Annotated in this window: 5 protein-coding genes and 1 pseudogene; 1 reads left to right on the forward strand and 5 read right to left on the reverse strand. The window is 62.0% G+C overall.

The window, feature by feature from the left end; genetic code table 11:
- Positions 1–4: 4 nt before the first annotated feature.
- From pglZ to QNO11_RS10785, 5 genes are read right to left on the reverse strand one after another with little or no spacing between them, the layout of a single operon-like run.
- Positions 5–2,515 carry a BREX-1 system phosphatase PglZ type A gene (pglZ, locus tag QNO11_RS10765; RefSeq protein ID WP_257508279.1) on the reverse strand — a complete coding sequence of 837 codons (2,511 nt, stop codon included), beginning with the start codon at positions 2,513–2,515 and terminating at the stop codon, positions 5–7.
- Positions 2,508–5,993: a BREX-1 system adenine-specific DNA-methyltransferase PglX gene (pglX, locus tag QNO11_RS10770; RefSeq protein WP_257508278.1), complete on the reverse strand. Its 3,486-nt coding sequence runs from the start codon at positions 5,991–5,993 to the stop codon at positions 2,508–2,510. The genes pglZ and pglX overlap by 8 nt, the downstream gene beginning before the upstream one ends.
- Positions 5,993–9,553 (reverse strand): BREX system P-loop protein BrxC, encoded by a 3,561-nt coding sequence (brxC, locus tag QNO11_RS10775; protein WP_257508277.1) that lies wholly within the window; start codon positions 9,551–9,553, stop codon positions 5,993–5,995. Before brxC ends, pglX begins: the two co-directional genes overlap by 1 nt.
- Before the next feature lie 2 nt (positions 9,554–9,555).
- A complete protein-coding gene (locus QNO11_RS10780) occupies positions 9,556–10,158 on the reverse strand; it encodes a DUF1788 domain-containing protein (RefSeq protein ID WP_257508276.1) in 603 nt (200 codons plus the stop codon).
- On the reverse strand, positions 10,155–10,766 hold the full coding sequence (locus tag QNO11_RS10785) for a DUF1819 family protein (protein ID WP_257508275.1): 612 nt from the start codon (positions 10,764–10,766) through the stop codon (positions 10,155–10,157). Before QNO11_RS10785 ends, QNO11_RS10780 begins: the two co-directional genes overlap by 4 nt.
- 730 nt (positions 10,767–11,496) lie before the next feature.
- On the opposite strand from QNO11_RS10785, the pseudogene QNO11_RS10790 reads away from it, so the two are divergent.
- A pseudogene (locus QNO11_RS10790) lies at positions 11,497–12,623 on the forward strand (tyrosine-type recombinase/integrase).
- The last annotated feature ends 134 nt before the right edge of the window (positions 12,624–12,757 follow it).

Raw genomic sequence — 12,757 nt, forward strand, 5'->3', positions numbered from 1 at the left:
CCCCCTAGAAGTCTGGCGTAGCCGTGATCCGGTTCGTGAACATATGCCTATACGGCACCTGCCACGAATTGCTGTTCGCGCTCGGCTGTTCGAGTCGGAGCTCGACTTGCGCCCCGAGCGGTACTCCAGCGTCGGGGCGGATCTGAAGCTTGATCTCCTGCAGACGATCCCGCTCGTCGCCGGTCGCGGCGAAGACGACGACCACCTGGTCTGAGATCAGCGCGTCAGTGTAGTAGAAGGCGGCGCGGAGCTCACGTGCGTGGGTGCGCTCGCTGATGGGTTCAGCCTGCAGCAGGCTGATCCGCACGATCGCGTTTGTCAGCACGTCGCTCTTGGGCTTGATCTGCACGTCGACGAGCTTCACCTCGCTCTTGCCCTTGCGGGTGACGGTGACGACAGGCACGACGACCTCCTGCAGCGTCGCGCCCCCGTGGACGAAACGATCTGCGGCACCCTGAAGCTTCTGCGTGAGTCGGTAGATCGACTTCGGGATGTGCACCTGCCAGTCACCGGTGAGGCCGAGCTGTGACGACGCGTACGTGTTGAAAGAGGCTGTCTGTTTGAAGTCCTCGCCGAGCAGGAAGCGTCGGTCTCGGTACTTGATGTCACCGTGAGGTTCTTCATCTAGTTTGCTGCTGTCGCCGATCTTTGATTCCTGGAAGAGAAACCCGTGGTCGCTGGTGACGAGCACATTCGCGTCGGCGGAGGTGAGGTTGCCGATCAGCTTTGTCAGTTCTGCGATGGCGTCCCTCGCCGCCTCGGGAGTGCCAGACTCGGCGCCGAGCTTGTGGCTGCGCTTGTCGATGGTGTCGTGGTAGACGTACACAATCTTGTGTTGCTGCAAATAGGGCCGCAGCTCGTCCTTGATCTTCTTCGCGAGCACGTCCTCGGCGCTGATGGCGGTGCCGCCAATCGGGTCGAGGATCTTGGTTCGGTTGACGAGGCCGCCGGCCGGCTTCCCGTCGACGACGACGTCGCTTCCCTTGCCCGCAAACCCGATGGTCGTGTGCGGAAGCAGGGACGCCATGCCCAGCTGCGTATAGCTCGGTAAGGCCCCGAGGATGACGTCGAGCTTCGCTTCGTAGGCGATCCTCGTATCGCTCCGCAGGGCGGAGGCGAGCTCGTCGGCGACCTCATAGCGGAGCGCATCGGAGATGACGACGACGACGCGGCGCCCTTGCGAGACGATCGGGTCGACGAACGATTGGTAGAACGACCCCTGCGACCGGTAGGCGACTGACTTCCACGACTGAACTGCATCGATCTGCTTCTGCCACTCGGTCGCGAGCGGGAAGACGAATTTGTTTGTGTAGAAGAGCTCGACCTGCTCGACGAGTGAGGCGAGCTGATCGGCATGATCGGTGGCGTGAGTGGCGAGGAGGAACTGTCGGTAACGCTGGTCGATGCGGTACCAGCGGTCCTTATACTTCGAGAGCCCGTCGTCGAAGTCAGCAATAGCAACGCTCAGTGTGCTGATGTCATGCAGCAGTTCGGCGGCGGAACGGATCGCCGTGTACAGGGCGCGGATTGACGGGTCGAGCGTGTACCAAAAAGTGGTCTGGCGGGCCTTCTCCGCTTCCTGCAGGTCGCGGACGGTGAGGCTCTGGTTGCTGACTCCTAGGGAGAGGTCGCCGATGATCTTCCAGTCGATCGCCTCGAAGACATCGGAGCTGAGCAGCTCGTTGTAGTCGCGATCGGCGATCTGGAGTTCGACGCCGAGGTCGCGCTCGACGCGGCGGGCGAGCGTTGCCATTGCCTCACGGCTTCGCACATCGTTCCGCCACGCGCTGTAGTCGTGCCGAAGCCCGACTCGAGCGGAACCGAAGTCGGTGTTCGCGTGTGTGAAGACCCACTCGACGAAGTCGCCGATCTTCGGATTCGCCGACTCGTATCCGTAGATTCCTTTGGCGCCCCCCCAGTAGAAATCAGTCAGCCCATAGGAGGTGAGCGCGTCGTAGCCGTTCGACGAGCCAGCGGCATTCTCGATGAGAAGACCACGGGTGAGCTCACCGAAGCTGTGCGTCTTGAGACCTAGCGCGACTGCACTCATCTTTGCGCGGAGCATCGTGCGGTCATCATCGGCGCTGAGTAGAGCCTTGACCTTTGCCTTGCGATCGGCGCTGTTGAAGAACTTCGGATGCTGAGCGACGACGGGCTGAAGCGACAGGGGGAGGCCGAGATCCTGCGCGTCCATCGAGGCACGATCCGCAGTAAAGACGCCGTAAGCGAGTTCGAGGTCCCAAAGCCAGTTGCCGGTGCCGTCGGGAACTCCCCCCTTCCGGTAGACGATGAAGGTTTGGTTCGGCTGCTGCTTGAGCAACCGAAACTTGACCGCATACTCGTCACGGTCGACCCGAATAACCTCGACTCCGTCCAGCTCCGCCTCGAGCTGCGCAAGGTCGGCCTCATACTCGCCCTCCGGGTCGTGCCAGAAGGCGATGTGACGGTCACCGGCCTTTCTTCCGCTCGCGAAGCGCTCGGTCAGTCCCTTCTTAAGAACACTGAGGTCACCCACTGCCGCTGCCTCTCTTCAAACCGATGTCCTTGAGTGCAGCGCCGAGCTTCTGATAATTCACGAGTACGCCGTCGTCAAGGTCGAGGGCGATCTGCTGGCCCGCGAGTGGGAAGAGCACGTCGTGCTCGTAATCGCGAAGCTCGACGAGAAGTTTGCGGATCCGGTCAGCTTCCTTCAGCGCGGCCGCAACCTCACGGGGCGACGCGCCACCCATGCCGGCAGCGACGCGACCCTGGTGCTCCAAGTTGGCCTCCAGCTTGCCGATGAACTCCCGCAGGTATCCAGTGAGCACCGTCGAAGCGGTCGAAGGGTTGTAGCGGTGCAGGTAGATCAGAGCGCTGAACGAGCCCTTCGGGCTCCGGAAGAGCCAGTAGATCGGTCGCTTCTTGTACCTCTTCACGTGGTCTTCGTAGAACGACTTCACGAAGTAGTCACGGATGTCCTTCACACCGAGCGACTCGGTGACAAATCGCAGGTTCTCCTCGAAGTGCTCTTCACCGAAGGCCACGCGAAGGAACTTGCGGAAACGGGCGACGATGTCGTCCTCGAACCAATCACCATCGACGATCGGGATCACATTGTCCTGATCCGGCATGAACGCCGGTGACGGGACCCTCGCCAGGTAAGTCTGCAGCGTGCTCCCCTGGTCCGCGAGGATCAGCCCCGGTTCATCGAGGCTGTACCGCCCGAACATGCACCCGACAGCGTAGGACGTCAGATCGCGTACCGCATCACGGAGTGCCAATCGCTCGCGATCGGCATGTGCCGCCAACGGAAACCGGAAGGCGGGGTCAGCGAACAAGGAGGTAGACGCACGGGTTGCCGTCGCCGAGTGTGAGAGCCCGTATGCGTCGGCGATAACATCGTCGTTACGCCCCTCAAGCTCGGCAACAATTTCAGTACGTCTGGTCGATTCCGCCCAAAGACTGCCCCAACCCTCCTCCACAGAGGCGTCCGTCCGCAGTGGCGACGAAGCGAATCCCCAGGAAAGTTCCTGTTCGTTCCAGTCTTCTCTTGAGAGTTCGATCAACTGATCAACGTGTGACAGATCGATCGTCTCATAGCCGTGTGCCACTGGAAGGTTGCTTAGGTTGCCCAGGCGAAAGTCGAGCGTCGGGCTGAGGGCGCCGAGGAACGGCAGCGCAACGCGACTATTCAAGAAGGCGAGGGCGAACTGAAGCACCTCGGGAGAACCGAACCCCGAAGGTCCGGTCGAGTCGAAACCTAGGCCCGGCCCGTAGTAGCGCAGGGAGAAGTTGCTGCCCGCGATCCGAGTCCAAGACACAGACTCTCGGAAGAAGTACTGGGTATTTTGTGGTCTGGCCCTCGGAGACGACTTTATCTCCGCCCCGTCATTCGACCAGTCGACGACATACTCCTCGTTACCTGCCCACCGCCGAAACGGCCCACCCTTCTTGTACGGCAGCCAGGTTCGCGCGCCGCTCGGTCGGGAGAGGGCGATGGACGTGCGGTCTTGAGACACCTCCCACCAGCGACGAAGGAACCGCTCATTTTCGCCGGTGTTGATCCCCTCGCGTAGCTCGATCACTTCTCCGAGCCGGTGCCCTTGGGCGAACGCATCTACCTGCTTCTCGTCGAGTCTGTAGGCCAGCACCCCCCCGGGAACCGCGGAAAAGTCACGAAGCGAATGGAGGTGAACCTGCGGGGCACGCTCAGCTCGCAGGATCTGCCGTACCGCGTCAGCCATCGCAGCCTCACCGTAGACGTCGGTCAGGTCGATGAATGGGGCCAGCGCGTCCGGTGATCCAGCGCGGTTCCACACCCATGCGACCGTGGAGACGACCTCGCCACCGATGGTGTCAAACGCCCCGGCGCCGAGATGGATCAGTGAACTCATCCGGCTACTTGCCACGTATCGCTCGCGCAACGCGCGGAAGCTGGGCAGGAACATCCACGACTGCATCGAGATCATGCCGATGGCGCCGAGCGGTGCCACAAGGTGCCAGCACCGCTCAATGAACATCGCGAACAAGTCCGACTTTGAGTCCCGATACTCCGAGGCCGAAAGCGCAGCTAGGTGTGCTCCCATCGTTCCCGCCCCCATATATGGGGGGTTCGCTACCGCGATCGAATAGGACTGTGACAGATACCGGGCCTGCTCCAGTATCGCGCGAGCCTTTCCGAGGATCTCTCCGTGGATAAGGTCCCCGTCGGCCTCGGCACTCTCGATCGCCGCGTTGAGCGGTTCAAGGAGCTGCTCTTTCGGTTGGATTAGCGAGCCGAAGGTGTCAGCGTGCATGAAGGCATTCCAGAATTCGTCTGCCTCGCCGCGGGCAAAGCTGCTTTCATTGGTGAGCGACCACAGGTAGTCCACTTCGTCGGGGTCGAAGTGGACGTTCTCGAGGACGCAAACGTTCGGCTGCACCGGGTTCTTGAGGAAGAGCTTCCGCTTGGCGGCCGCCTTCATTGTGAGCGCGAATGCAGCGAGGGCGCCGGCGCGAGGGTCGATCTCAGTGCCGAAGAGATTGTGCTGCAGGATCAAGCTCGGGATCTCCGCCGGGTCGTAGCCCTTCTCCATATAGATGGCATAGAGCAGGTCGAAGGCGTAAGTGAGCATGTGCCCCGAACCGACGGCCGGGTCGATGATCTTCAGCTCCTCCGGCTTCGCGATCTTGAGGAAGTCCGTTTCCTCGTCGACGGGCGTGATGTAGTAGTCCATCTGCTCGGCCAGCCGTGAGGTTGGGTTGTTCAGAAGCCAGAGTCGTCCGAGCGAGTTTTCGACGAGGTATCGCACGATCCAGTGCGGGGTGAAGAGTTGGGTAGCGGCGGGGATTTCGGCGGCGCCGGCCTTCTTGTTCTTCTTGAACCCGTCGAACACCTCCGCTTTCCGCTCCGAGATGTAGAACTGGTAAAGCCATCCGATCACCTCGACGTCTCGGCATACATCCTCGCTGAGGGTCTTCACCGCACGGTCGCGGACCGAATCAACGGCAAGCAGCGCCGCCGGAATGAGCAGCTCCGTGTAATCGCCCTCGCGCTCGAACATGAACGGCATCGCTTTGTGCCAGGAACGGCAGTACGCCTCGAGGAGCATGCCGTAGGCCTCCCCGTCCGGGTCTTGGCTCGGGCGGGTTCGGTTGAAGAGCGCAGTGATCGTCCGCTGGGTCTTCTCCGGGACGACTGAGCTGTCAAAGGAGCCTGCCTTCGCCTCGGCAAGCACCTCTGGTTGACCAGTCGTGCGGCCCGCTTCGGGCGAGACAATGGCGGATGGGGTGTAACCGTTGGCATCCATGAAGCGCAGCGCGATGATCCGGTTGAACCAGGTGTACGCCACCCGGTCGACCACCTGGTCGCGACCATCCCTGGTAATCGCCGCCTCCAAATTGCGAACCGCCGCATGCGACTCGACGCGGGCGAGCGAGTTCTCCGCGAGGACGACAGTGACCCGCGCGCCCACCTCCTTGATCAGATCGGTGCGCGCCCTCGTGGCGAAGGACTTCAGCGGTGCAGTCTCCATCAGCGCGTGATCCGCTTCCCCTCGGCGATAGTGGACTGGAGCGCAGCGCGGAACGCTTCGACGTACTCATCGACATCGGCGGCGGTCGTGAGTACGAACTTCCCGCCCACAACCTCGACCTGCGAGATGGGCACGGTGGGTTTCGGCTGGGGCGCAATGGGAGGCTTCGGCGAGACCGGCCCCTCCCCTTCGTTCGCGAAGCCCGACTGCCCTCCGCCGCCGGGACCGGTCACCGGGCGCGCGGCGGCGAGGTCGGCGACGAGGGATGGGAACGTCGACGTCGCGAAGCTGGTGGCGGCGAGCTTGATCTTCGAGATGCTGGTCTCTTCCCACACCTGCTGGATCGCGCGGTCGACACGATCGAGCGCCCGGCCCTGCGCGGCTTCGTTCGCCTCGTTGTACTCGACTGTGCGCTGGAGCTGGATGCGGCGTTGCTCGATCGAATCAGCCGCCTTCCCCTGCTCGTCTTTGGCAAGTTCACCGACCTGCTGCCGCAGCGTGTCAGCCTCGTTCTGAAGATCCACGATCCGGTTGCCCCGGAACACAGCGAGATCGTCCAGCAGCACCTGCACCGGCTCGGCCGCCCCGTTGGGGAGATAGCCCAGGTTGTCGCCCGCATCTCGGAGGAACTTCCGGACTCCGTCGTAGATCGCCTTTCGATCGTCCTTCAGGAAAGCGCGGATCGGGTCGAGGACGGTCTCCTTCGCCTCTAGCAGTTCGTCGGCCTGTGCGAACTCAGTCAGGTACCACTCATCGGTCTTTCCAACGACGCTTGCCAGCAGGGTGATCGAGGGGTCGAGTTGCGCGATGAAGGGGTAGTCGTAGGCGGCGCGCGCCTCCCTGAGCCTGGCCAGCTGGTCCTTCAGCTTGTCGGCGCCGGCGTGCGCCACCTCCAGCGGGTCCTTCGGCGTGACCCCCTCGTCGAAGAAGTCGGTGACAAACTTGCGGAAGGCGGTGACCTTCTTCTCATCGTAGCTTTTCTGTACGCCGATCTTGAGGTGGACGAGCTGCTGGGTGTTCTTGAGCAGCGGCGGCACCTCGGTGCGCTTGAGCACGTTCCCGTTTTGCTCGATCGTGATGCGTGAGCCGCCGAAGAGGTAGGCGATCACGACCACGGACGAGGTTTGGTCCCAGCCGTAGGGCTTCCCAGTGAACTGATCGACGATCGTCTTGGCCGTGACCTGCTGGCCTATGTTGGCTCGCTGCTGGACACCGACCGAGTAGACCTCGCTCGCGGCATCCGTCAGCGCAGTGTCGACTGTGACGAGACCGTCGGCGGGCGCCTGAACGAACTTCTGGATGTCGGACTCGATGTAGACCTTGCCGCCCAGGAGCGACAGCTGCGGATAGGCCTTTGTCACCAGCACGCTTAGGCCGTCGAAGACGCGAGAGTCGGCGACCTCGCTGCTCGACTCCACGTCAACCGTGTAGACGATGAGAGATGCCTTGCCGATAGCGCGGCGCAGACGCTCCAGCAGCTCCTTCTTCCGCTCCAGGTTCTGCTGCGCCTTCGCACCGAGGAGGCGCTGCTGCACCGCCGTGAGCGACCCATTTTGCTTCTGCTTGACATACTTCTCGGTCTTTAGCAGGAGCCGCAGATCACCGAAGAGTCCCGCGTCCGCGTCGAGGACCACCCGCACCTCGTCGAGCCCTGTGCTGTGCGCGCGGATCGTCTGCAGAACGTGGGGGTAGCCAGGTGTGAAGAAGTGGACGGTCAGCGCGTGCTGAGGGCCATAGCTGACGTCGTCGATCCGGTAACCGAAGCTGTAGTCGAGGTAATCACCCTTGCCGGTCTTGTACCGGAACTTCGGGGTCTTGAGCACGTCTTGCGAGAGCATTTCGAAGAGCCGCTTGCCGACCTCGGAATTGTCCAGATCGACGATCTTGATCTCGTTCTCGATCTCCTGCTCTTCGTTGGTCAGGTACTCGTAGGTGTCGCCGTTGCGCTGCACATAGGTCTGCGTCTCCAGCAGCGCGAGCGCCTCCTCGACGTTCTTCGAGAGCTCCTGGAGATTCCGGCCGAACCGGTCATATACAAGTACCGTCAGGTTCCGCGCGGTCGCACGGAAACCATCAACGTACTTGACCAGGAACAGGGCCTTGAGCAAGCGGACAGCCAGCCTCGTGATATCGGAATCTTGATCCGGGAGATTCTTCTCGGCCACGTCAATCGACCGCTTCGTCGCTGCCTGGACGGTGTCGCGGATGCCGGCGAAGAGGTTGTCGAACGCCGCGATCTGGCCGACCTCAGTGCCGTCCAGCTCCTTCGCGACCTGTTGCACGACGCCGAGCATCGATCGTTCACCAACCGAGGCGTGCCGGCCGGTGAAGGCGTTGTGCTCCGATAGGCCGACCAGGGCGGCGCTGAAGAGTGGGAACTGGTAGTTCACGAAGGGATATGTCGAAACGAAGCGCGCCTCGTCCGGGTAGTTGGGATACGTGCGTCCACCGACGAAGTCGAAGAGAGTCTTGAAGTTGCCGGACTCCTTGGCGTAGATCGCTTTCAGGTCGGCCACGCCGGCCGCGTTCTTCGCCAGGAGGCGCTTGCGGATGACCTCCTCGACATCCGAGCTGGAGAGACTAACGCGCGTCTTGAACCGGGCCTGGATCTTCGAGAAGTCGTATGCCTGCTGTGCCGACTGATCGCCGACGATCCGATCGAGCGCCTCCTGGCTGGTCACGAAGACCCAGGCGCGACCCTTCGCCTTCGTGTTCAGGGTCTCGGCGACGGATTGAAGCTGCAGCTTCATCTTTCCGTCTTCGCCGATGAACTGGCCGACCTCGTCGACGAAGAAGTTGAGTCGTGTTCCGGCCGCCTGCTCGTCGAGCCAGCCGACGACCTCCTTCGCGAACTCGTCGATGTCGACGCGGTACGAGTCGCGGTACTTCTCGAGTATGTTCTCGGGGGCGCCTGACGCCGCCCCTGCGATCTCCGCGTAAGCTGCGGCGACGTTCGGCTCCTCTAGCACGTCGAGCTCGCGGCCCTCAGTCCACGGGATTCCGGCGATCCGCTGATAGGTCTCGATGAACCGGGCGAGGAGCCGGCGGGAGTCGAGATCCCGCTCGAAACGGGCGACGTGCGGCTGCATGCCGTAGTAGCCGCGGCTGTTGTTGAAGACCTTGATGAAGACCTTCAGAATCGCGTCAGACTTGTCGCCTCCTTGCGCGTCGGCCACTTGGTCGATGTTGAAGAGAAGGCTGCGGGCGGGGATGCCTTCTGACTTCTTTAGCGAGGCCTTCAGGAAGTTGTCGGTGGTCTTCGTCTGGAAACTCTCGGCGACCAGTGCGCGCGGGAAGTCCTGACCGTCCACGTCTCCGAGCAGGTGAGCAAGCATCTTGAGCAGGTGTGACTTGCCCGAGCCGAAGAAGCCAGAGATCCAGACACCATTCGCGTTCGTGTAGTTCGTGTATTCCTCAAGGAGATTCGACAGCGCCGTCTCCGCCTCCTTGGTAAGGACGTATTCCTCGACTTCCGTACCGAGGTGGGTTGTATCGTCGGCCTTGATCACGCCGTCGATCGGACGAGTGATGTCCTTCTCGAAGATGTCATGGAGCTTCACCGTCAGGCCTCCCGATCCCGGATGTCGAACGCCCGGTAGTAGTTGTCGTCTTTGAGTCGACCGAAGAGCACGAGCGATGAGCCGGATGTTCCCGATTGCTTGTAATCACCGGGAAAAAACATGAGCATCGGCTTGCTCGTCGCGACGGTCTGCAGGTTGTTCAGAACACTGTGCGAGCGGATGTAAGGGAATACCTCGCCGATGCCTGTGAGGAAGAGGATGTCGTAGGTGGCTGTGTCGAGTCGCGCTTTGATCGCCGGGATCAGCTTCGAACCAGGATCCAGCATGTTCTGCAGTGGCTTGAGGAGGGCATCCTTCCCCTGCTCGACTTCGAGCTTCAGGAGCCGGTCCCAGACGCCGCGTGCTTGGAGCATTTCGACCGTGAGGTCGTAGAGATTGATCTCCAGGACAGTGACGCCGTGGTCGTTCTTCAACTTGTTCTTGAGACGCTTCTTCGCTGCCGCTACGGCCAGCGAGTCTTCGGGGTCGTATGGGTAGATGAAGAACGGCACTTCGTTGCCGAGTCCCTCCATCTCCAGGAATCGCCGAGTACCGAGCACGGAGAGGAGGTGCTGCTCCTGATCCAGGACCTGCTCGGTCGTCATGCGGCCTCCCTTGTCGGGAAGAACCGGACGTCATTCGGTGTCCGCTTCGCAAGCTCATCGTGGACGCGCGTCGATAGGACGGTGGGGACGATCCTGAAGTCGTTATCGGTGAGACCCGCGTCGCGCATCAACAGGAAGACCGTGGAGCGCAGCTTCTGCAGTGTCTTCGGCGTAACCTCGCTGAGTTCTTCGTGCCAGAGTGCTTTTCCACGAATGAATGAGTCGAAGTGCTCGGGCAGCACATCAGCAGCCAGTTGGAGGAAACGCTCTCGAAGCACCTCCTCTGCGAACTCGCCGATGAGTGAGTATCGGCGGCAGGTAGCAACCCACATGAGGTGTGCGCGCTCCTCTCCTGTAACGACCGCGAGCAAGGCGATCTCCGAGTCGGTGAGTTCTTGAAGCCTCTGAATCAGCTCCCCGCCCATACGAGTTGCGCTGCGGGCTGCGCGGCTCTGGAGCAGGTTGTCGGAGTTGATGGCCTCGCGCACCTCTCGCCAGTCATGAAGTCGACCGTAGATTTCAGCGGCGAGAGAAGCATTCTGCAGGAACAGGCGGCCGGTCGTGAACGACAACTTGTATCGCTGGGAATGATCTCGCGTCGCACTCATGGCCACCTCCTTATGGAATTGAGAGTTCATCAGTTTCCGGGTGACCAACGACATTGTTTATCTCCCAACAGCGTCGGCTGCATGCCGGCTCCCATCCCCTACGCCGATCGTAGCGGGCGCTTCGGTGGGTTCGACAAGTAATTCGACACTGGAAGAGCTTGTGGGTGCGCGTGGTCATGGGAGGCGCCACCACGCCGAGGTGATAGTGGATCGCATGGTCGGCGTGGACTCGCCGCTTCTTCGGGCGCGCCTGATTGACGTCGAGAAAGATCACATGCCAGTCGAGCGCCATGACTCTATTGGTTCTGTCCGACCTCCCAAGTCGAACGGTGCGGTGTGACCGTTGGCGAGCTAGAGCGCTCAGATGCACGCGACTTCGCAGTCGGATAGCAAAGAAGCTCACATCGCGGTCTTCGCGCCGTCCTTCAATCGCCTTCGCTCCGACAATCAGCCATCCGAGCGCTCGGTCCCTACGCAGTGCGCGTTCGCGAACGGCTGCTAAGCGGAGCGCGCCAGCGCGGAGTCTGCAAATAGTGAGCGGGTGAGAACGGAGTCGCGCCCGAGCGCTACGCTCTCGGAGTCGGAGCGAGGCGCCCATCATTTCCCAACGTCAGTTGACGACGTTTTCGATCATCTATTCAAATCCGCCATCCGCGGCATTGACGGCATTCGACGAGTGTCCGACACTAGGCCGATACTGACCCTCGAGCCGGTATGAGCGGAGGTCGAGATGGGCAGCATCACCCCGTACGAAACGGTGAAGGGCCGCCGCTACCGGTGTGCGTTATCGCAAGCCGGATCGCACCGAAGCGGAGAAGCGTGGCTTCACGACGATGCGCGAAGCTCTACCTCTCCATGGTCACGGTGTCGAAGTCGAAGGGTGAGTACATCGACCCGTCGTTGTCACGGGTTCCCGTCCGGATGTTCGCGGACAGCTGGTTGCGATCCAAGCAGCCGCCGATGTCGAAGCCCTCGTACTACATGACGCTCGAGCGGGCGTGGAAGAACCACGTTGCCCCAATCTGGGCCGACAGGGAGATCTCCTCGATCCGGCGCTCCGAAGTCCAAGACTGGGTGTCCGACCTCGCGTCCCAGAAATCGCGTACCGTCGTCCTTCGCTCACTGGGGATCCTCGCTGGCATCCTCGACGTCGCGATCGACGATCGGCGCCTCGCGAGTAATCCCGCCCGCCATGTGCGCAGCCTTCCTCGTCACGGGGCGGGCAAACGCCGCGTGTACCTTTCGCATGACCAGGTGGCGACGCTGGCGGCGTGCTCGGCGTATCCGACACTCGTGCTGACGCTGGCCTACACCGGCCTGCGGTGGGGCGAGGCGACAGGGCTGCGCGTGCGCAGCGTGAACCGGCTGCGTCGACGCTTCGTCATCGAGGAGAACGCGGTGATGATCGCCTACGAGATCCACGTCGGCACGCCCAAAACACACGAGAAGCGCTCGGTCCCCTACCCCGAGCGCCTCGCTCCGATGATCGAGCAGGCGTGCGCCGGCAAGGGGCCGGAAGGGCTGCTGTTCGGCGACGGGGTCAGCCACATGCGTAATTCGGGAAGCAAGGGCTGGTTCGCGAACGCGGTCCGGCGTGCGCAGGCGTTCGATCCGTCGATCCCGCGACTCACTCCCCACGACCTCCGTCACACCGCCGCATCGCTCGCAATCAGCTCCGGCGCCAACGTGAAGGCCGTGCAGCGGATGCTCGGTCACGCGTCGGCGGCGATGACGCTGGACACCTACGCCGACCTCTTCGACGACGATCTGGATGCCGTCGCGACGCGACTGAACGACCAGATGCCGTTGGTGGCACTCCCGTCGGGTCCGCAGACCCGCTACGCCCGACCCCGGTGACCGCAGAGAGCAGATTGCTCAGTTTTTCGGCGAGGCACACAACACCCCAAATGCCCCATTTTGGCGCTCTCAGGCGTCGCGCGCAGGCCGTTATTGACGGTCGTTTTCGGCCGTCCGAATTTTCAGAATGCGGG

Origin of the sequence: Microbacterium sp. zg-B96 (assembly GCF_030246865.1) — a bacterium.
In the GTDB taxonomy this organism is placed as follows: Bacteria; Actinomycetota; Actinomycetes; order Actinomycetales; family Microbacteriaceae; genus Microbacterium.